Source organism: Bradyrhizobium shewense (genome assembly GCF_900094605.1).
GTDB lineage: Bacteria > Pseudomonadota > Alphaproteobacteria > Rhizobiales > Xanthobacteraceae > Bradyrhizobium > Bradyrhizobium shewense.
Window position 1 is genome coordinate 101,085 of the sequence record NZ_FMAI01000018.1, and the last position, 20,420, is coordinate 121,504.

At 64.3% G+C, this 20,420-nt stretch carries 20 protein-coding genes; 9 read left to right on the plus strand and 11 right to left on the minus strand.

The features are described from left to right. Positions 1–153: 153 nt before the first annotated feature. Both GA0061098_RS29175 and GA0061098_RS29180 read right to left on the minus strand, forming a co-directional pair. Positions 154–1,116 (minus strand): DnaJ C-terminal domain-containing protein, encoded by a 963-nt coding sequence (locus tag GA0061098_RS29175; protein WP_091964750.1) that lies wholly within the window; start codon positions 1,114–1,116, stop codon positions 154–156. 109 nt (positions 1,117–1,225) lie between these two features. Further along, positions 1,226–1,633: an RT0821/Lpp0805 family surface protein gene (locus GA0061098_RS29180; protein ID WP_161966502.1), complete on the minus strand. Its 408-nt coding sequence runs from the start codon at positions 1,631–1,633 to the stop codon at positions 1,226–1,228. 113 nt (positions 1,634–1,746) lie between these two features. On the opposite strand from GA0061098_RS29180, the gene pdxH reads away from it, so the two are divergent. Next, entirely contained in the window at positions 1,747–2,388 is a 642-nt protein-coding gene (pdxH, locus tag GA0061098_RS29185) for a pyridoxamine 5'-phosphate oxidase (protein WP_091964751.1), read from the plus strand. Between the two features lie 26 nt (positions 2,389–2,414). Next, entirely contained in the window at positions 2,415–3,167 is a 753-nt protein-coding gene (locus GA0061098_RS29190) for an SDR family NAD(P)-dependent oxidoreductase (RefSeq protein ID WP_091964864.1), read from the plus strand. A gap of 1,032 nt (positions 3,168–4,199) precedes the next feature. Here the strand turns inward: GA0061098_RS29190 and GA0061098_RS29200 are convergent. Further along, entirely contained in the window at positions 4,200–4,418 is a 219-nt protein-coding gene (locus GA0061098_RS29200; RefSeq protein WP_038972668.1) for a hypothetical protein, read from the minus strand. 204 nt (positions 4,419–4,622) lie between these two features. Continuing rightward, on the minus strand, positions 4,623–5,600 hold the full coding sequence (locus GA0061098_RS29205) for a magnesium transporter CorA family protein (RefSeq protein ID WP_028144018.1): 978 nt from the start codon (positions 5,598–5,600) through the stop codon (positions 4,623–4,625). Between the two features lie 337 nt (positions 5,601–5,937). Between GA0061098_RS29205 and GA0061098_RS29215 the strand changes: the two genes are divergently transcribed. Continuing rightward, positions 5,938–6,624 carry a L,D-transpeptidase gene (locus GA0061098_RS29215; RefSeq protein ID WP_018321707.1) on the plus strand — a complete coding sequence of 229 codons (687 nt, stop codon included), beginning with the start codon at positions 5,938–5,940 and terminating at the stop codon, positions 6,622–6,624. Positions 6,625–6,660: 36 nt separating this feature from the next. Here the strand turns inward: GA0061098_RS29215 and GA0061098_RS29220 are convergent, their stop codons facing one another. Further along, positions 6,661–7,782, minus strand: coding sequence for an extensin family protein (locus GA0061098_RS29220; RefSeq protein WP_091964753.1), 1,122 nt, complete (start codon positions 7,780–7,782; stop codon positions 6,661–6,663). A 65-nt stretch (positions 7,783–7,847) separates the two neighbouring features. On the opposite strand from GA0061098_RS29220, the gene GA0061098_RS29225 reads away from it, so the two are divergent. Together GA0061098_RS29225 and GA0061098_RS29230 are read left to right on the plus strand one after the other, a co-directional pair. Next, positions 7,848–9,476 carry a fatty-acid--CoA ligase gene (locus tag GA0061098_RS29225; RefSeq protein WP_091964754.1) on the plus strand — a complete coding sequence of 543 codons (1,629 nt, stop codon included), beginning with the start codon at positions 7,848–7,850 and terminating at the stop codon, positions 9,474–9,476. 207 nt (positions 9,477–9,683) lie between these two features. Further along, complete coding sequence (locus GA0061098_RS29230) at positions 9,684–10,538, plus strand: DUF1499 domain-containing protein (protein WP_091964755.1); 855 nt, start codon at positions 9,684–9,686, stop codon at positions 10,536–10,538. 127 nt (positions 10,539–10,665) lie between these two features. On the opposite strand, the gene GA0061098_RS29235 is transcribed toward GA0061098_RS29230, so the two are convergent. The 4 genes from GA0061098_RS29235 to GA0061098_RS29250 form a co-directional block, all read right to left on the minus strand. Beyond that, on the minus strand, positions 10,666–11,583 hold the full coding sequence (locus GA0061098_RS29235) for an MBL fold metallo-hydrolase (protein ID WP_104463014.1): 918 nt from the start codon (positions 11,581–11,583) through the stop codon (positions 10,666–10,668). A gap of 169 nt (positions 11,584–11,752) precedes the next feature. Continuing rightward, positions 11,753–12,967, minus strand: a complete 1,215-nt coding sequence (locus GA0061098_RS29240) for an acyl-CoA dehydrogenase (RefSeq protein ID WP_091964757.1) — start codon at positions 12,965–12,967, stop codon at positions 11,753–11,755. 129 nt (positions 12,968–13,096) lie between these two features. Continuing rightward, positions 13,097–14,173: a 3,4-dihydroxy-2-butanone-4-phosphate synthase gene (gene ribB / locus GA0061098_RS29245; protein ID WP_091964758.1), complete on the minus strand. Its 1,077-nt coding sequence runs from the start codon at positions 14,171–14,173 to the stop codon at positions 13,097–13,099. Positions 14,174–14,347: 174 nt separating this feature from the next. After that, positions 14,348–16,078, minus strand: coding sequence for a cation:proton antiporter (locus GA0061098_RS29250; protein WP_091964759.1), 1,731 nt, complete (start codon positions 16,076–16,078; stop codon positions 14,348–14,350). Between the two features lie 67 nt (positions 16,079–16,145). On the opposite strand from GA0061098_RS29250, the gene GA0061098_RS29255 reads away from it, so the two are divergent. Continuing rightward, positions 16,146–16,673 (plus strand): DUF3124 domain-containing protein, encoded by a 528-nt coding sequence (locus tag GA0061098_RS29255; RefSeq protein WP_165637679.1) that lies wholly within the window; start codon positions 16,146–16,148, stop codon positions 16,671–16,673. A gap of 55 nt (positions 16,674–16,728) precedes the next feature. Continuing rightward, positions 16,729–17,961 (plus strand): aminotransferase-like domain-containing protein, encoded by a 1,233-nt coding sequence (locus GA0061098_RS29260; protein WP_091964760.1) that lies wholly within the window; start codon positions 16,729–16,731, stop codon positions 17,959–17,961. 84 nt (positions 17,962–18,045) lie between these two features. On the opposite strand, the gene GA0061098_RS29265 is transcribed toward GA0061098_RS29260, so the two are convergent. Next, complete coding sequence (locus GA0061098_RS29265; protein WP_026202606.1) at positions 18,046–18,318, minus strand: helix-turn-helix domain-containing protein; 273 nt, start codon at positions 18,316–18,318, stop codon at positions 18,046–18,048. A 159-nt stretch (positions 18,319–18,477) separates the two neighbouring features. Here GA0061098_RS29265 and GA0061098_RS29270 point away from each other — a divergent pair, with 159 nt between their 5' ends. Further along, positions 18,478–18,930, plus strand: coding sequence for a hypothetical protein (locus GA0061098_RS29270; protein WP_091964762.1), 453 nt, complete (start codon positions 18,478–18,480; stop codon positions 18,928–18,930). A 95-nt stretch (positions 18,931–19,025) separates the two neighbouring features. Beyond that, complete coding sequence (locus tag GA0061098_RS29275) at positions 19,026–19,262, plus strand: hypothetical protein (RefSeq protein ID WP_091964869.1); 237 nt, start codon at positions 19,026–19,028, stop codon at positions 19,260–19,262. Between the two features lie 175 nt (positions 19,263–19,437). Here the strand turns inward: GA0061098_RS29275 and GA0061098_RS29280 are convergent, their stop codons facing one another. Continuing rightward, positions 19,438–20,256: an aldo/keto reductase gene (locus tag GA0061098_RS29280; RefSeq protein WP_091964871.1), complete on the minus strand. Its 819-nt coding sequence runs from the start codon at positions 20,254–20,256 to the stop codon at positions 19,438–19,440. Positions 20,257–20,420: the final 164 nt, after the last annotated feature.

Consider the following 20,420-nt stretch of genomic DNA (forward strand, 5'->3'; position numbering starts at 1 on the left):
CTCGAGGCCGCACCTTTTTATCGGCTGCCCCGCCGGGCAACCGACACGTCTCGAACGTCAGCGTCGAAGCGCGAGCCGCGCTTCAGGCGTATGTTGAGCATCATCCTTTCGGGAAGAGAATGCTCCGATCGTCGGGATACCTCGGCTAGCGCCCTAGCCGAGTCCGCTACGTGGATTGTAGGGGTGTTGGTCCCGCCACTTCTCCATCAATGCTTCAAGCTCGGCGTCGTTCCCGTCCGGTAGCATAATCCTGATGGTGACGAAGAGATCCCCGGTTCCGCCAGATTTCGGCAATCCCTTACCTTTGAGGCGGAAGGTCCGGCCACTGGAGGTGTTTTTCGGAACCGAAAGCTCCACGGCATTGCCGAGGGTGGGCACGCGGACCTTGGCTCCGAGCACCGCCTCGTAGAGCGTCACCGGCAGATCGATCCGCAAGTCAGCGCCCTCGACCTTGAAGTAGGCGTGCGGCGCGATGCTGATGGTGATCAGGAGATCGCCGGGCGGATGGCCCTGCGCGGACTCGCCCTGTCCCCGGAGCCGGATCTGCTGGCCCTCAGTGACGCCGGCCGGAATCTTGACGTTGAGCTCCTTGCCCGTCGGCAGCCGGACGCGCTTCTCGCCGCCCTTGACCGACTCTTCCAGCGAGACGGACATGGCGACATTCACGTCGAGATCGAGCCCGACGCCGCCGGTGTCGAATTCGAACTGCCCGGCGCCGCCGGCCCCAGGCCGGGCGCCGCGCACCCCGCCGCCGAACATGCTGTTGAGGATATCCTCGAACGCGCCGCCGCCCTGGCCGGGACCGCCGCCGGAGCGGAAAGTATAGCTTTCGAACCCGCCGGGGCCGGCGCGGCCGCGCGGCCCGCCACCGCCCGGAAAACCCTGGAAGCGCGGCTTGCCGTCGGCGTCGATCTCGCCGCGGTCGAACTGCTTGCGCTTGTCCTCGTCGCCGATGATCTCGTTCGCCGAGTTGATCTCGGAGAAGCGCTCGGCGGCTTTCGGGTCGTCCTTGTTGCTGTCGGGATGATGCTTCTTGGCAAGCTTGCGATAGGCGCTCTTGATCGCGGCAGCGTTGGCGCTCCGCGGCACCCCCAAGACCTCATAGGGGTCGCGCATCCGTCACGTCTCCTTCAAGAAATCGAATTGTTCAAAGGGCTCCCCGCCCCACCAGGGATTCATGTGGGAAGAGAGTGGCATTTTTGCAACTAGGGGCGCGCGCCGAATCCTAGCTCCGCCACGGCTTTAGCGTATGAATCTCCCAACGGCCACGGGTGCTTTGGCAGCCGGCGCCCTGGAGCCAGCTTTCGGTCGCCCCGTTGACGTAGCTCGCCAGGAAATCGCGGCATTTGCGGCCGTCCTCGGCGGCATAGGACTGCGCGATCGGCGTCACCGAACCGCGCGCGCCGGTCTCCGGATTCTCCCAATGCTGGCTGGAATCCCTGTCGCCCTTGCTGAGGACGTCGGAGGCGGCGTTGCGGGCGAAGGCGAGATCGGTCTCGGTCGGCGGGGCGTCCTTCGCCGGCCGCGCGATCGAACCGGTGAGGTCGCTGTCGTCGGCCTTGGCGTAGGCACTCTTGTCATTGCGGGAAAAGCTGCATCCTCCGGCACCGAGCCCGATGAGAATGATCGTCATGACAAAGCCGGACGGCCGGATCGCCGATAGGCCAACGCGTCCCCATGCCCTATATAGGGCGGTAGCGGACGACAACGCGTTTTGGGCCGCGGGACGCAACTCGGACTCCAGACATGACCGACACGACCTCGATGAAACACCAGACACCCTTAACATCCGGTGATTTCACCGCCGCCGACGAGCCATTTGCACTGTTCGAGGCCTGGCTGAACGAGGCCATCAAGAGCGAGCCGAACGATCCGAACGCCATGGCGCTCGCAACCGTCGACCCCGACGGCTTGCCTGACGTGCGCATGGTGCTGATGAAAGGCTTCGATACCGAGGGTTTTGTCTTCTACAGCCACATCGCCAGCCAGAAGGGCCGCGAACTCGCCTCAAATCCTAAGGCAGCGTTACTTTTTCACTGGAAGTCGCTGCGCCGTCAGGTCCGCATCCGCGGCAACGTGACGCCGGTGACCGAGGCCGAGGCCGACGCCTATTTCGCCACCCGACCCAAGCAGGCCCAGATCGGCGCCTGGGCGAGCAAGCAGTCGCAAGAGCTGGAGAGCCGCTTCGCCTTCGAGCAGGCGATCGCGAAGGTCGCGGCCAGATACGTCATCAGCGAAGTGCCGCGGCCGCCGGGCTGGAGCGGCTGGCGCATCACGCCCTCACGTATCGAGTTCTGGCACGACCGCCCGTTCCGATTGCACGACCGCATCGAATTTCGCCGTGACGCGGCCGGCCAGAAGTGGTCCAAGACGCGCATGTACCCCTAAGCTTTAGGCCGACCTGAAAGATGTCCATGCCGCATTCGTCCAATGCGCCGCGCCGCACACTGCTCCTGACCGGAGCCAGCCGCGGCATCGGCCACGCCACCGTGATCCGCTTCTCCTCGGCGGGCTGGCGCGTCATCACCTGCTCGCGGCATCCCTTCCCGGAAGACTGCCCGTGGGACGCGGGACCCGAGGACCACATCCAGGTCGACCTCGGCAATCCCGAGGACACCGCGCGCGCGATCAGCGAGATCCGCAGCCGGCTGGAGGGCGGCACGCTGCATGCGCTGGTCAACAACGCCGCGATCTCGCCGAAGGGCACGGGCGGCTCCAGGCTCGGCTCGGTCGACACCGATCTCGAAACCTGGACGCACGTCTTCCACGTCAACTTCTTCGCGCCGATCATGATGGCGCGCGGGCTGATCGAGGAGTTGAAGGCGGCCAGGGGCTCGGTGGTGAACGTCACCTCGATCGCGGGCTCGCGCGTGCACCCGTTCGCGGGCGCCGCCTACGCCACGTCGAAGGCCGCGCTCGCATCGCTGACGCGCGAGATGGCGTCCGATTTCGGCCGCGTCGGCGTCCGCGTCAACGCGATCGCACCGGGCGAGATCGACACCTCGATCCTGTCGCCGGGCACCGAGAAGATCGTCGAGCAGCAGATCCCGATGCACAGGCTCGGCACGCCCGACGAGGTCGCCAAGATCATTTACGTGCTGTGCACGGACACTTCGTCCTACGTCAACGGCGCCGAGATCCACATCAACGGTGGCCAGCACGTTTGACCGGCTCGCGTCATTGCGAGCTGTTGGTCCCGTCATCCCCGCGCAACCGCGAAGCGGTTGTCGCTGGAGGTGCGAAGCTTGCAATGCGAAGCGTTGCAAGCGAAGCCTCGAAGGATGAACGGCCGAGATGCAGCCGGGCCGTCGCCCTTCGAGGCTTGCTCTGCAGCGCTGCGCGCAGCAGAGCGCGCACCTCAGGGTGACGGCCATAAGCTTTTGCCTCGCTTTCTATCGCAGACATGGCTTCTCGTTCTCGCGGCTGAATTCGCCCGAGCTTTGCTTGGTCTCGCTACCCTCTAAATCCAAGAGGGCGCAGGGAAGACCGGGTGCTGGCTCGCACCCGCGGTCCGCTGCGCGAAAAGCGCACGCAGAAAGAACCGCACAGCAGCATACAGGTGGCGCCGATCACTCGGCCTTCCCTGCGCAGTGGCTGGACGGCTTATGCCGTGATCTCCCGGGAGCCGAACTTTCCTTCTGGCCTCCCTCGCCCCGCGAATTGATGATGCAGTCTGCCCGGTTGGGCTCGCTCGCATCTCCGCGGAAGCTTGACCGTAGCAACGACGGCCAGGACCACACGGTTTTGCCGTACGCACGGCCCGCCATTTCGCCGCAGTTTTTCCGGGCCCTGTCGACGGAGCCGGAAACTTACAGACGAGACGAAGCCTAGCAGCGCCGTCGTCCGCACGAAGCCTCGGGCTCACAGGGACTACCCGCCCTGCCCGCGCCTCTCATGCCGACGCTGCCGCGTCCACCGCAAGCCCGGCTCGCGATGCGTGACGACACATGATCGCCCCTCTTGGGTGAGCCGGGATGGACGACACATACCGAAACCGAATTTCGGTAAAGTGGAATATTTTTGGCGAAGCGGATTGACAGAGCGCGACACAGGCCCCGTTTTGGCTGGATGGACGGTTCAGTCGCTCTCCAGCGCACCCGCCAATCGGACGTCACAGCCGATTGTCTTGAAAAGAAAGGGAAGCAAGGCGATCCAGACAACGCCGCCGCAAGACCTGGATCGCCCTCGCCTTCCGTTCCTCAATCGATTCGAATCCGACGTGACCTGTCGCGCGGCCGCGGAGCGGCCGTGCTGAATGCGGTCGAGCAGTCGTCGTCGTTCTCACCGTCGAGCAGCGGAGCACCACAGTGCCGGCACATGCGTGCCGACATCGACGACGCCTTGCCGCTCGCCAGGACCTGACGATAGTTCGCCAGGTCGATGACGTTGCGGGGCGACGTTATGTGTTTTTCAACCATGGTTGTTCCTCGCGGCTACGCACTGCTTATCGCAGACAAGTTTCGCGCAAACGTTCAGCCCACCGCTCAAATTTTACCGGAGGAATTGCGGCACGGCGAACACATCACGGCGCGGCCTCAATCCCGATCTATTCTGCGACACGATTCACCGTGTCTGTGCGACCGGCGTAAGGTCTCGGTAGCTATTTTCCGAGCGCGACGAGATCAGAGCCACTTCTTCCACTTGAAGAGCCAGTACGGAAGAATCGCGGCGACGAGCATCATCACCAGCGCCATCGGATAGCCGTGCGCCCATTCGAGTTCCGGCATCATCTTGAAGTTCATGCCGTAGATCGAGGCGATCAGCGTCGGCGGCATCAGCACGACGGCCATGACCGAGAACAACTTGATGATGTTGTTCTGCTCGAGATTGACGACGCCGAGCATGGCATCGAGCACGAAGGTGATCTTGCTGGAGAGATAGGAGGCGTGGTCGGTCAGCGAGGAAACGTCACGCTGCATGGTCTTGAGCTGCTCGCGCATGTCCTTCGACCATTTCACACCCTCCACCACCGCCGAAAGGAAGGTGACGACGCGGCCGATCGACACCAGGCTCTCGCGAACCTTCGAGGTCAGATCGCCCTTGCGGCCAATCGAGATCAGGATCTGGGAATATTGCTTGGCGTGACCGTGGCGCTCGCTCTCGGGCTCGAAGATGTCGTGGCTGACCTGGTCGATCTCGGCGCCGCAGCGTTCCAGGATGTCGGCGCAGCGGTCAATCACGGCGTCCAGCAGCTCCATCAGCACCATCTCGCCGGTAATGGAGGGCGTGCAGGAGCGGGCGAGCTTGGCCTCGACCAGAGCGAACGGCTTCGGCAGGTCGTAGCGCACCGTCACCAGGCGGTGGTCGCCGAGGATGAAGGTCACCGCCGTGGTCCTGGGCATGTCGGTATCGGAGTGGCACATCAGCGTCGCGGTCATGTAGCGCGCGCCGTTCTCGATATAGAGACGGCTGGAGATCTCGATCTCCTGCATGTCTTCCCGGGTCGGGATGGCGATGCCGGCGAGCCGCTCCACCGCCTTGTCCTCGGCCGCGCTCGGGTTGACGAGATCGATCCAGACCGCGCTTTCGGGCAACGCGGTGAGATCTTCGATGACAACCTTCTTCAGGACGGACTCGGAGGGAACAAACACCGAAAACATGCACGACTCCAGCGAACCTGCGACAGAATGACAGCCCTTAGCGCGATTCTGACAAGTTCACGATGACAACCACATTAACGGAGCGTTTGCATTTGTGGCGGTGACATGGCTCAACTGTGGCACGGAATCGACAGTCCGGCCCCCTTTGGCCCAAAAATCTTCACGGGGCCGCAAAACTTGCGGCAGAAAAGCCACAGGTTGGGTCTCGCAGCGCGGGATAAGGCCTTCAGTGCTGGAATTGTGGCAGATATCAACGATAATGGGATTAACGGAGTCGAGGAACTTGGGCGGTAAGCTCAGGCCTTCCGCACGGTATTGTTTTGATTGGAACCAAATCATGTCGTCGCTGAAAGTTAAGTTAGGAATTCTGGCCGCCGGCCTGATGCTGTCGGGCTGCATGCAGGCCACGCATTTCGAGGCGACCGACACCAAAGCCTTCAAGCCGAAGGACAAGGAACTGCTCGCCAAGGTTCGGTACGAGAACACCCCGGTTGCGGAGCCGTTCCGCCGCGCCATCGTCCAATACCACCGCAAGGAATCGCCGGGCTCGATCGTGGTCGATTCCGACAATCACTACCTCTATTACGTGCTGGATGGCGGCAAGGCGATCCGTTACGGCATCACCGTTGGCGAAGAGGCCATGGCTTGGTCGGGCATCGCCAAGGTGGGCAGCAAGACCGAGTGGCCGGCCTGGCACCCCACCCCTGGCGAGATTTCGCGCCTGGGCGTGCCGACCTATGTCGCACCCGGCCCGGACAATCCGATGGGCTCTCGCGCGATTTACCTCTATTCCGGCGGGAAAGACACGTTGTTCCGCATCCACGGCACCAACCAGCCGGAATATATCGGCGCTTCGATCTCCTCGGGCTGCATCCGCCTGACCAACGAGGACGCGATCGATCTCTATGATCGCGTCAAACTCGGCACCCTCGTCGTGGTGCTCGAGCCGAAGCACGGCGATTCGCCCTACAATTCGCGGCTGGCGCTCGGCGGCAGCCAGACCGGCCAGGCGGGCAGCTACTGATCGCCTGCTGATCTCTGAGATCCAAAAGCGCCGGTTTCACCGGCGCTTTTTTGTTGCCGGCTTGCGCGGCTGGGACTTGCTGCCGTCGGCCGCCGGCTTTTTCGCAGGCGCCGCGGACTTCTCCGCCGCCTCGTCGTCAGCTCCTTCCTTTTCTTCAGACTTGGCCCCAGGCTTGGCCTCGGGCTTGACCTCGGGCTTGGCCGCGACCTCGCGCGGTGGCGCCTCCTCGGGGCGTTCCGCCGGCAGCAACGGGGCGACCTGCGGCAGGGGATCCCAGACGTTCCACTGGCAGATCCGGTAGTCGTTGCGCCGCTGCGCCAGGTCGAGATGGATATGGTCCTCATGGTACCAATCCGAACCCGGGCCGAGCACGGTGGAAAACCGCGCGCAAACCGAGTGCAGCACGCGCTCGCGCACCTCGCGTGACATGCTGCGATCGGTGAGGCCGATCGACTGCCCGTTGGCCAGCTTGATGGCCCGGACGTCGAGGGCGTTGGCCTTGCCGTGCTCGGACAGCAGCGCGCCGACGACGCGGTTGCGGCCGCGGCACTCGAACGAATCGAAATTGTCGAGTTCGCCAATGGTCGAGCCGAGGCTGGTGGCCAGCGGCGCCATGTCCTTGCGCAGCCAATCGGCGATCGCCGACGCCATGGTGCAGCGAAGGATCGCCGCCGGCTTGACCGTCACCTTGCGCTTGTCCGGCAGCACGACGGCCTCCAGCCGCACCAGATCCTCGCCGCCACAGGCGCCGGGGCCGCGGATATCCGGAATTGAGGGCGCGATCGCGATCTCGTCGGTCAGCGCGAGACGGCAGGCCGAGACCGGCTTCTGGGCCGGCGGCGCAGCCTCGGCCGGCTTGTCGGCGCCGGACTTGTCCGCCGAAGGCTTGCTGTCCGCCTCCGGCGGGGCCTCGTCCGATGCCTTGGGCGCCTCCTGGGGGCGCGGTCGCGGCAGCGGAATCCGGGCGGAATGAACCGCGGGGCGCGACCGTGGTGCAGCGATACCGAAGATATCCAGCGGGGATGTGTATTTTCGCGCCTCTGCCCTCTCGGCGAGCACGAGCGACAGCCCGAGCGCAGCGGTAACCATTGCCGCGCCAGCGGACATATAGCCGCGACAAGACCATTTGCGGCGAAAGTCCGGCAGGCTAAAACTCATGACAATTCTTTGGCCCAACGCTGAGAGCGACAACGCGCCCAGCGACTTCTCGGAGGAACGTCGGAATGCTTGGTTTGATGCAAGATTGGCCCCTGCTCTGCCACCGGATCATCGAACACGCCGCCAAAATTCATGGCAAGCAGGAGGTGGTTACTCGCTCGGTCGAGGGACCGATCCATCGCACCAATTACGCCGAGATCCACAAGCGCGCGCTCAAGGTCTCGCAGATGCTGGAGCGCGACGGCATCAAGCTCGGCGACCGTGTCGCAACGATTGCCTGGAACACCTGGCGCCATCTCGAGGTGTGGTACGGCATCATGGGGATCGGCGCCATCTGCCATACCGTCAATCCCCGCCTTTTCCCCGAGCAGATCGCCTGGATCATCAACCATGCGCAGGACCGCATCGTGATGACCGACATCACCTTCGTTCCGGTCCTGGAGAAGATCGCCGACAAGCTGACAAGCGTGGAACGCTACGTCGTGCTCACCGACAAGGCGCACATGCCGCAGACGACGCTGAAGAATGTGGTCGCCTACGAGGACTGGATTGCGGAGGCCGACGGCAAATTCAAATGGAAGGACTTTGACGAGAACACGGCAGCCGCGATGTGTTACACGTCGGGCACGACCGGTGACCCGAAGGGTGTGCTGTATTCGCATCGCTCCAACGTGCTGCATGCGCTGATGGCCAACAATGTCGACGCGCTCGGCACCAGTGCGTCCGAGACGATGCTGCCGGTGGTTCCGCTATTCCACGCCAACAGCTGGGGCATCGCCTTCTCCGCGCCCTCGCAGGGCACCAAGCTGGTCATGCCCGGCGCCAAGCTCGACGGCGCCTCGGTCTACGAGCTGCTCTCGACCGAGAAGGTGACGCACACCGCCGGCGTGCCCACGGTGTGGCTGATGCTGCTCCAGCACATGAGTGCCAATAATCTCAAGCTGCCGGAACTGAAGATGGTGATCTGTGGCGGCTCGGCGATGCCGCGCTCAATGATCAAGGCCTTCCTCGACATGGGCTCGAACGTGCGTCACGCCTGGGGCATGACCGAGATGAGCCCGATCGGCAGCGTCGCGGCGCTGAAGCCGCCGTTCCAGAACGCCACCGGCGATGCGCGGCTCGACGTGCTGCAGATGCAGGGCTATGCGCCCTTCGCGGTGGAGATGAAGATCACCGACGATGCCGGCAAGGAACTGCCCTGGGACGGCACGACCTTCGGCCGCCTCAAGGTCTCAGGCCCGGCCGTCGCCAAGGCCTATTTCCGGATCGACACCGACATCCTCGACGAGGACGGCTTCTTCGACACCGGCGACGTCGCGACCATCGACGAGGCCGGCTACATGCGGATCACCGACCGCTCCAAGGACGTGATCAAGTCCGGCGGCGAGTGGATCTCCTCGATCGACCTCGAAAACCTCGCGGTCGGCCATCCGGCCGTGGCGGAAGCCGCCGTGATCGGCGTGTTCCACCCCAAATGGGACGAGCGGCCGCTCCTGATCGTGCAGCTCAAGCAGGGTCAGCAGGCCACCCGCGAGGACATCCTGAAATTCATGGACGGCAAGATCGCCAAATGGTGGATGCCCGACGACGTCGCCTTCGTCGACGGTATTCCGCATACGGCCACCGGCAAGATCTTGAAGACCGCGCTGCGCGACCAGTTCAAGGATTACCGCTTCCCGAACGCGGCGGCGTAGCGCGCTAAGCCACGCACTGTCATTCCGGGATGGTCCGAAGGACCAGACCCGGAATCTCGAGATTCCGGGTTCGATGCTCCGCATCGCCCCGGAATGACGGGCAGTAACAGCCCCGTCTCCCTTGAATTTACCCCCGCGCCGTGGTCTCAACGGCCCATCGTCGCGCCAGATCGGCCGGCATCGCCAAACCCCGGCAGAGCTCACTCGATGGCCCGCAGGTTTTCCGCTCCCTATCAGTCGGAGCCCGTGTCCAGCCTCGCGAGCTGGGCGCGCAATCTGGCCGTGTTCGCGGTGGTGGCGGTGGTGGTCTCGATCATAATCGTCCGCTTCGATTTCCTGGAGCCGAAGCCGGCGCTTGCGACCTTCTTCGGCGGGCTCGCGATATCAGGCCTGTCGATCCTGTTCGGGCTCGCCGGCTTTGCCGCGATCTGGCAGAACGGCTCGCGCGGCATGGCGCGCATCCTGCTCGCTTTGCTGATCGACGGGGCGATCCTCGCCTATCCCGCCTATCTGGCCTTGCAATATCGCAAGCTGCCGGCGATCTACGACATCACCACCGACCCGATCGATCCGCCGCGTTTCGACGCGCTGGCGCGCCTGCGCACCGGCGAGGGCACCAACACCGCGGTCTATGCCGGCCTCTATTCGGCGGAGCAGCAGCGCCATTTCTACCCTGATATCGAGCCCATCGAGCTCGAGATTTCCGTCGACCGCGCCTATGCGATCGCGCTCCAGCTCGTCAACAAGCGCAAATGGATCGTCATCGACGAGCGAGCACCGCAGCCGCCGCGCCGCATCGGCCGTATCGAGGCGGTGGCGCGCACGCCGATCATGGGTTTTCGCGAGGACATTTCGATAAGGTTCGTGCCGGACGGCGATGATTCCCGCGTCGACATCCGCTCGGCTTCGCGCAATTTCGACAGCGATCTCGGCAGCAATGCCGCGCGCGTCAAGAAATTCATCGACGATCTCAACACCGCCGCCGATGCCGACGCGCTCAAGCCGGTGAAGAAGACCCCGGTGGCGCCACCGAAGGCGCCGGCAAAGACGGTGAAGAAGTGACGCGATAGAGCGTCATCCCGGGGCGCGCATTAGCGCGAACTCTGGTGCGCAATTGCGCACCTGAGGATCTCGCGCCGCAACCTCTGGATTCCGGGTTCGCCGCGTTGCGGCGCCCCGGAATGACGAGCTAGGCCATCCGATATGTCCCGCCGATCACGGGATCGCCATCCGTCGCCACCACGCCGCGGGCGACCAGGTCTTCCAGGTGCGCCAGCACGGAATAGCCGGCGGCCGTCGTCAGCCTCGGATCGATGCCGATATAGATCGCGCGGACCATGGTCGGGATGTCGGTCTCGCCCTTGGCGAGGCGATGCAGGATCGAGGCCTCGCGTGCCTTGCGATGACGGATCAGGAAGCGCACGAAGCGCTGGCCGTCGGGGATCTCGGGGCCATGGCCGGAGAAGTAGAGATCCTCCGCGCGTGCGGCGAGCCGATCGAGCGAGTCCATGTAGTCGATCATCGAGCCGTCGGGCGGCGCCACAATCGAGGTGGACCAGCCCATCACGTGATCGCCGACGAAGTTGAACTTTCGCTCCGGCCAGGCGAATGCCAGATGATTGGCGGTGTGCCCCGGCGTCGCCACGGCCTCGAGCCGCCAGCCGTCGCCTTCGACGACGTCGCCATGGGCGATCCGGATGTCGGGTACGAAGTCGCGATCGGAGCCGGATTCCGGATTGTGCTTCTCGCTCTCGAAACGCGGGCGCGAGGCCCGGTGCGGGCCCTCGGCATAAACCGGTGCGCCGGTCGCCTGCTTGATCCGCGCGGTGTTCGGCGAATGGTCGCGATGGGTGTGGGTGACGAAGATATGGCTCACCGTCTCGCCGCGCACGGCATCGAGCAGCGCGGCCGCATGGGCCGCATCGTCCGGACCGGGATCGATGATCGCGACATTGCCCTTGCCGACGATGTAGCTGACCGTGCCGGTGAAGGTGAACGGGCTCGGATTGTTACAGAGCACGCGGCGCACGCCGGGCCGGACTTCCTCGACGACGCCCGGCTTCAGCGGAAAGTTGCGGTTGAACGGGACGTCGTCATTGTCGGACATGGCAATTCCTGTGCACTGCTGCCCCAACCTCGCCGTCATACTCCGCGTAGGCGGGGTATCCAGTACGCCGTGGCGTCTGTGGCGAAGGCAAGGTCTCTGGATACTGGATCGTCCGCCTGCGCGGACGATGACAGTGGAGCAAGACAATCGCCACGGTGCTCCGCGACTATCAGAAAAACGCCTGAATGCCCGTGATGGCGCGGCCGAGGATCAGCGCGTGGACGTCGTGCGTCCCCTCGTAGGTGTTGACCGTCTCGAGGTTATGGACGTGGCGCATCACGTGGTACTCGGCCGAGATGCCGTTGCCGCCGTGCATGTCGCGCGCGACGCGGGCGATGTCGAGGGCCTTGCCGCAATTGTTGCGCTTCATGATCGAGATCATCTCGGGCGCGAACTTGCCCTCGTCCATCAGGCGGCCGACGCGAAGCGAGCCCTGCAGGCCGAGCGCGATCTCGGTCTCCATGTCGGCGAGCTTCTTCTGCACGAGCTGGGTCGCGGCGAGCGGCTTGCCGAACTGCTTGCGGTCGAGCGTGTACTGGCGGGCGCGATGCATGCAGTCCTCGGCGGCGCCGAGCGCACCCCAGGAAATGCCGTAACGAGCGCGGTTGAGGCAGCCGAACGGGCCTTTCAGGCCGGACACGTTGGGCAGCAGCGCATCTTCCGGAACCACGACGCCGTCCATCACGACCTCGCCGGTGATCGAAGCGCGGAGCGACAGCTTGCCGCCGATCTTCGGCGCGGAGAGGCCCTTCATGCCCTTCTCCAGCACGAAGCCGCGGATCTGGTTATCGTGCGCCGCCGACTTGGCCCACACCACGAACACGTCGGCGATCGGCGCGTTCGAGATCCACATCTTGCTGCCGGTGAGGCGATAGCCGTCCGCAACCTTCTCGGCGCGGGTCTTCATGCCGGCCGGATCGGAGCCGGCATCAGGCTCGGTCAGGCCGAAGCAGCCGACCCACTCGCCGCTGGCGAGCTTCGGCAGGTACTTCTTGCGCTGGTTCTCGTCGCCATAGGCGTAGATCGGGTACATCACCAGCGAGGACTGCACCGAGTTCATCGAGCGATAGCCGGAATCGACCCGCTCGATCTCGCGCGCGACCAGGCCATAGGCGACATAGCTCGCATTGGCGCAGCCAAATTCCTCCGGCAGCGTGATGCCGATCAGGCCGAGCTCACCCATCTCGTTGAAGATCTCGCGATCGGTCGTCTCTTCGAGATAGGCCTTGGTGACGCGCGGCAGCAGCTTGTCCTGGGCATAGGCGCGGGCGGTGTCGCGCACCATGCGCTCGTCTTCGGTGAGTTGCTCGTCGAGCAGGAACGGATCGTCCCACTGGAAAGAAGCCGCAGCCGGCTTGTCCTTGGCCTGAGGGCGCACGCTCATGAAACGTCCTTTCGTCTGGTTCCGTCAAAATTTGCCCGACAAACTAAAGCGCCGCGGCAACAAGTGCAATTGCATCCTGGTTTCGGTCATTCCGGGGCGCGCAACGGCGAGAACCCAGCAACGGCCTCGTCAGCTTTCGAGCTGCTCGTTGGCGACGATCTCGATGCCGAAGCCCGACAGGCCCTTGTAGTCGTGCACCGACGAGGTGAGATGCCGGATCGAGGTGACGCCGAGATCGCGCAGGATCTGCGCACCGACGCCGACTTCGCGCCACTGGCGGTTGCGGTCTGCCTCCGTCGCGCTCTCGTCGGGCAGCGGGGCCACGGGGACACCGGCAGCGCCGTCGCGCAGATAAACCAGAACGCCACGGCCGGATTTCTTGAAGTGCTCGAGCACCGTCGCCATGCGCTTGTGGCCCGTGAAAGTGTCCTTGACGATGTTCGGCTTGTGAAAGCGCGTCAGCACGTTCTTGCCGTCACCGACGCCGTTGTAGACGAAAGCGACGTGGGCGATGGAATCGAACGGCGAACGATAGGCATAGCCCTGCAAGGGGCCGATCGGGCTTTCGGTGACGAAGGTCGAGACCCGCTCGATCAGCTTCTCGCGCGCCTGACGGTAGGCGATCATGTCCGCGATGGTGACATGCTTGAGCTTGTGCTGGGCGGCGAAGCGGGCGACCTGCTCGCCCTTCATCACGCTGCCGTCGTCGTTCATCAATTCGCTGATCACGCCGACCGGCGGCAGGCCGGAGAGCTTGCAGAGATCGACGGCGGCCTCGGTATGGCCCGAGCGCAGCAGCACGCCGCCATCCTTGGCGATCAGCGGGAAGATGTGGCCGGGCCGGGCGAAATCATTGGCGCCGACATTGGGATTGGACAGCGCGCGGCAGCAGGAGGCGCGCTCCTCGGCGGAGATGCCGGTGCCGCCATCGGGCTTGTAGTCGATCGACACCGTGAAGGCGGTGGTGTGCGCGGAATCGTTGTGGGCCACCATCGGATCGAGCCGCAGGCGGCGCGCGTCCTCGGTGGTCACAGGCGCGCAGACGATGCCTGACGTATGACGGATGATGAACGCCATCTTCTCGGCGGTGCAGAGCGAGGCGGCGACGATCAGATCGCCCTCGCCCTCGCGGTCCTCGTCGTCGGTGACGACCACGAGCTCACCCCGGGCAAAGGCCTGCAAGACTTCCTGAACGCTATCGGGCATGTCCCAATCTCTATCGGTTATGCCGGGAGGCTTAGCCGGACTTGGGCCGGGGCGCTAGTGTCCTGGACGCAACCGCATATGCCTGACGGCAGGTCTGCCAAGGTGGGCAGGCTTGCACCGAAGATACCAGGGATATAGGCGCGGATTGCCGGGGTGGAAGGCGGCCGGTCCCCGTCAGGGCAGCACTTCGCGGCGCTCGCCGAGCCGCTGGTCGAGCTCGGCGCGCTTGTCGGTCAGCAGGCCGGCCTGCGCGGCCTCAATGACCGTGAACAGCTCATGAGCGTCGCTGAGCCGGGTCACGGTGACGTAGCTGGCGCCGGCCGCATAGAGCTCCTCCACGTCCGACAGGAGATCGGCCGTGGCCACGATCAGGGCGGTCGGATTGAGCGCGCGGACGTGGCGGACCAGCTTCTCGTTGCTGGCGCCCTTCAGCAGCGAATCCGGCACGCTGAGGATGATCATCTCGGACTTGCCGACGCCGGCATGGAGCAGCGTATCCGCGCTGCTGATGTCGCCATAGATCACGTGCAGGCCGCGCGACAGCAACGTCTGGTACACATTGGGGTTGAAATCGACCACGGTGATCTGCTCGAGCAGCACCGGCGTCTGCCGTTCGATCTCGGCCAGCAGCGCGCTCGCCGCACGGAAAAAGCCGAGGATGACGATACGGCGGGCCTCGCCATGGCCGCCCTCGTGCCCCTCCTCGGCATGGCCGTTGCCGTGGTCGAGGTCGCGCAGGCCGATCCGCTTCAGGGGGCCGATCGCCCAGCGGGTGATCTCGTCGCTGCGGCTCATCGCGAAGGTCGAGAGCACCGCGAGCACCACGAAGGCGAAGGAGGCGGCATTCGCCGTCTGCGCTGAGATATGGTGATCGGCGACGCCGGTCTGGATCACCACCAGCGAGAACTCGGAAATCTGCGCGAGGTTCAGCGCCGGCAACAGGCTGGCGCGCAGGCCCTGCTTCATCAGATAGAGCGGCGTGAAGGTGGTGACGAGGCGGCTGACCACCGTGAAAGCCGCGATCATCAGCGCCAGCCCGATCACGGAGAGGCCGGGGACTGGAATGGTCATGCCGAGTGCGACGAAGAACAGGGTGATGAAGAAGTCGCGCAACGTGGTGACCTTGGCGGTGACGTCGAGCGCGTAGGGAAAGGTCGAGAGCGAGACGCCGGCGATCAGGGCGCCCATCTCGCGCGACAGCGACAGCCGCTCGGCGGTCTCGGCGACGAGAAAGCACCAGGCCAGCGCGCCGAGCAGGATCAGCTCGGGCCGCCGGGCGATCTGGTGGAACAGCCGCGGCAGCACGTAGCGGCTGATCAGCAGAGCTGCGGCGACCAGCACCGCGACACGGCCGATCGAGAGCAGGATGACGCTGGCCTGCAGATTGGCAAGGCTCGGCTGCACCGCCAGGAACAGGATGGCGAAGATGTCCTGCAGCACCAGCACGCCGAGCGTGATGCGCCCTGGCAGCGTGTCGAGCTCGCGTTTCTCGTAGAGCACCTTGACGATGATGACAGTGCTCGACAGCGCGCAGGCGACGCAGAGATAGACCGCATCGAAGTGCCCGCCGCCGAGCGACAGGCCGATGCCGACGAAGAACAGGACCCCGAGCAGGCAGCCGCCGAGCAACTGGCCGCCCGCCGCGAACAGGATCACCTTTCCCGCCCGCACGATCTTCTTCAGATCGATCTCCAGGCCGATCATGAACAGCATGAAGATCAGGCCGAGCTCGGAGATGACGCCGATCGATTCCTGCGAATGGACCCAGCCCGCGCCGAATGGACCTATGCAAAAGCCGGCGATAAGATAGGCCAGAATGAGCGGCTGCCGGGAGAAATGGGCGAGCAGGCCCAGCATCCAGGCAAACAGAATACAGAGAGTGATGTCGCGAATGAGCTCGTGCATGCCAAATTGGTCCGTTTTGCCGCACCCTAGAGACGGGTTGCGGCGCGGCAAGCGAGCAATTCGTCACATGCGAAAAGGGCTGTTCGCAGCAATGCTGTTATGCCCCCTCGCCTATGCCGTGCCCGCCGTCGCACAATCCAAGGTCAATATTGAACAGAACTTCGCCGATTCCCTCACCGCGCTGCCGAAGGAGGAACTCGCAATCTCCGGTGGATTCTACGTGCCTGCCTATTCCAGCGTCGCAATGAGCCAGGGCAAGCTGCGCGTCGACTTCTCGGTGACCTTGAGTGTTCACAACGCCTCCGAGACGCAAGCACTGGTGATCAAACGCATCGCCTATTTCGACACCGCAGGCAAGCAGGTCGAGAGTTATCTGAAGACGCCGGTGGCCGTGAGGCCACTTGCCACCGTCTCGATCTTCATTCCGACCGACGACGTGCGCGGCGGGACCGGGGCCAATTTCCTCGTCGACTGGGCCGCGACAGGCGAGATCGCCGAGCCCGTGGTCGAGGCCCTGATGGTTGGCGGCGTCGCCAATGCGCATTACGCTTTCATCAGCCAGGGCCGTCCGACTAGGACGGCTGGCAAGAAGTAAGGCTGGCCGGCGCAACGCCGGCGGGCTCAACAAGAACAAAACGAGGAACACTCCCATGACGTCCAGCTTCGATTTCGCACCCCTGTTTCCGGCAGGGCTGCCGGCCCCTTCCGCGCGCTGGACGGGCCTTGCCAAGTACAGTTTCGTGGGCGGCAACAACGATTCGGAGCAACTGCCGCTCGAGGGCCTGATCGAGGCGACCACCTCAGCGTTACAGCGCGAAGGCCGGTCGCTCGCGACCTACGGGCTGGCGCATGGCCCGCAGGGCTACCTGCCCTTGCGCGAATTCCTGGTGACGAAGCTCAAGCGCGATGCCGGCATCAACTGCACCGTCGACGATCTCCTGATCGTGTCCGGCTCGCTCCAGGCGCTCGACCTCGTCAACGCGACGCTGCTGACCCGCGGCGACACCGTGATCTTCGAGCAGGACAGCTATCAGGGCTCGCTGACCCGCCTGGCACGGCTCGGCGTCAATGTAGCAGGCGTCCCCCTCGACAAGGACGGCATGCGCATGGACGTGCTGGCCGCGACGCTGGCTGACCTGAAGAGCCGCGGGATCCGGCCGAAATACATCTACACCATTCCGACGGTGCAGAACCCGACCGGCAGCATCATGCCCGAGAGCCGCCGCACCGAGCTGGTACGGCTCGCGACCGAGTATGGCGTGCCTGTCTTCGAGGACGATTGCTATGCCGACCTCGTCTGGTCAGGACAGCGGCCGCCGGCGATTCATGCGATGAGCGAGAGCGGCGGCGTGATTCATATCGGCTCGTTCTCCAAGTCGATCGCGCCGGCGCTACGCGTCGGCTTCATCGTGGCGCCCTGGGAGGTGATGTCGCGGATGCTGGCGCTGAAGACGGATGCGGGCTCCGGCGCGCTGGAGCAGATGGTGCTCGCCGCTTATTGCAAGCCGCATTTCGCAAGCCACGTGCCGGCCCTGACCAGGGCGCTGCGCACCAAGCTCGACACGCTGATGGAGGCACTGAACGAGCAGTTCGGGACGGCCGCCGAGTTCGAGGAGCCCAAGGGCGGCATCTTCCTCTGGGTGAAGCTGCCCGAACAGGTCGATACGCTGAAACTCTATCAGGCCGCACTCGCCGCCGGCGTCTCGATCAATCCGGGGCCGGAATGGTCGACCGACAAGAGCCATTCCCGCTCGCGGCTCAGGCTGTGCTTTGCAAGCCCGACGCATCAGCAGATCCGCGAAGGCGTCGCCGTGCTGGCCGAGGTGTGCCGCAAGGAATTCGGCGTCCCGGCCCGGAGTGCCAATGTGGAGAAGCGGGCCTAGCCTTATTGTTTGGGCATGGTCCTGCCGGAAAACCGCTACGCCGTTTGCGCTGACGCGGCCCTTCGGATCGGGATCATGCTCGGATCAAGCCGCCTGTGGCTGGCTGCCGTGGATCGCGGAGGCCAGCCGCAGCAAGAGGACGATCGAGACGTTGCCCTTGCCGGCCTCGATCTGGGCGATATAGCGCTCGGAAATCCCGGAACGGCGGGCCAGCTCGCGGCGCGACAGGTCGCAGCGCATGCGCGAGGACCGCAAGCGATCGCCCAGCTCGGTCAGAAACGCGGTCTCGGAATAAGGCGGCACGGCGCAGCTCCCCGGCAGCACTTCGCCCGCAAAATCCATGACTTGATTCAGCATTGGTCTATCCAGGTTCGCCTTCGGGAAGCGCCATCCTACCCCGGAAACGACCGGCCTCATTGACGCGGATCAAATTCGCGAGCGATCGGCGGAGGCCATGGACGGAAGCGGGCGGGATGCTACACTTTGGAATTCTTCGAGGCGGGGTTTCTTCAGGACATGACGCGTTGTTTGAGCCGCTGGATCGCGGCTGCGATGCTGTGGGCGGCGATCACCTCCACGGCAGGTGCCGAAACACTGACCGCGACGGTCGAGCAATGGGGCCTGCTCGGCTCGTGGGCGGTCGACTGCGCCGTCCGGCCCGACCGCGACAAGGGCGCGCTCCTGACTTACGAAATCCGGAAGGACGGCCGGGTGATGTACCGGCGCAATTTCGGCGAGGCCAAGGACGAGAACGAGGTGGTGTCGGCCCAGGTCAGCGCCGAGGGCCTGCTCAATGTGATGGTGTACTTCCCCTCGCTGCACCAGGCCCGTGAGTTCGGGCTGCTTCTGGCGAAGGACGGCAGCCTGCGCGCGATCTACAATCGCAGCGATCGCGGCGAGTACACGATCAGGAACGGCAAATACGTCGCCACCGGCGCGCCGACGCCGGCGCAGCAACGCTGCGATTAGTCACCTGAACAGCTGTTCAGAATTCTCCCGCGTTTCCTCCGGAACGTTCGCGCGAATGCGCGGTTTAAATGTGCATTCGATTGGAGGAGGACATCATGAAGAAGCTTGGTTATGTGGTTGCGGCTCTGGGTGCGCTCGTGATCGCGGCGCCGACGCTGGCGAACGCGGAGACGGTGGTGATCAAACGCGGCGGCTACCACCACCATGATCACGGACCGTACGGCGCTCGCGCCGAATTCCGCGGCCATCGCGACTACGGCTGGCATCGCGGCCACCATCGCGACAAGGTCGTGGTGATCAAGCGCAGCCATCGTCACCATCACTGGGACTAACCGAGACGCATATGGAAATGGCCCCTCACGGGGCCATTTTGCGTGTCGTCAGTCTTGTAGGGTGGGCAAAGCGAAGCGTGCCCACCGCTTCCATAGTGATTGAGAGGTGGTGGGCACGGCCCAAGTGCGCCTTTGCCCCACCCTACGATTCCTGCCATTCGCGTTTGAAACGAAGCTAATCCCACGCCGGCGCGAAGCCCGGATTGACACAGCGGCGGTCCTTCGGCAGCGCCGCGATCTTGTTGCGGTCGGCATCGTCGAGCGTGATCTTCAGCGCATCGAGATTGGCCTGCTGGCTCTCCCGGCGCGAGGCCTTCGGAATCGCGGCGATGCCGTCCTGGTCGAGCAGCCATTTCAGTGCCACCTGCGCAGCGGTTGCGTTGTGCCTGGCGCCAATCTCGGCCAGCACCGGGTCCGAGGCAATGCGCCCTTGCGCGAGCGGACAATAGGCCACCAGCGGGATCGACTTCGCGGCGAGATAGGCCAGCACCTTCGATTGATCGAGCATCGCGTGATATTCGATCTGGTTGCAGGCGATCGGAGCCCTGATGTCCTCGACCACGGTCTTGAGCAGCGCCGTGGTGAAGTTGGCAACGCCAATCGCCCGCGTGCGCCCCTCCTGCTTCAGCTTCATCAGTGTCTCGAACACCGCGCCCCAGTTCGCAGCCTTCGACGGCCAGTGCACGAGATAGAGATCGACATGATCGAGCCTGAGCTTGTTCAGGCTGGCATCGAAGGCACGCCGGATCGCGTCGGGGCTGAGGTTCTCATGCCAGACCTTGGTCGTGACGTGCAGCTCGCCGCGCGGCAGGCGAGCCGCGGCAAGGGCAGCGCCGATAGATTCTTCGTTGGCGTACATCTCGGCGGTGTCGATGTGGCGATAGCCGATCGACAGCGCGCTCTCGACCGCGGCACGGCACGCATCGCCCCGCATGCGAAAGGTGCCGAGGCCGAGCTTGGGCATGCTGATGCCCTGGGTCTTCAGATTGTCCATGAACAGGCTCCTGACGTCGTTCAACCCGCTGGATGCACGCAGCGTTGCCGCGTGGGCAGACTCTTTGGTGATGGAAAAGAGGTGGCGGGAGCGAGCAGCATAGCCCGGCATGAGCAGCGCGGCCAATCAAGATCGGGTTAGAGGCGCGCCATGCCTATCCTTCG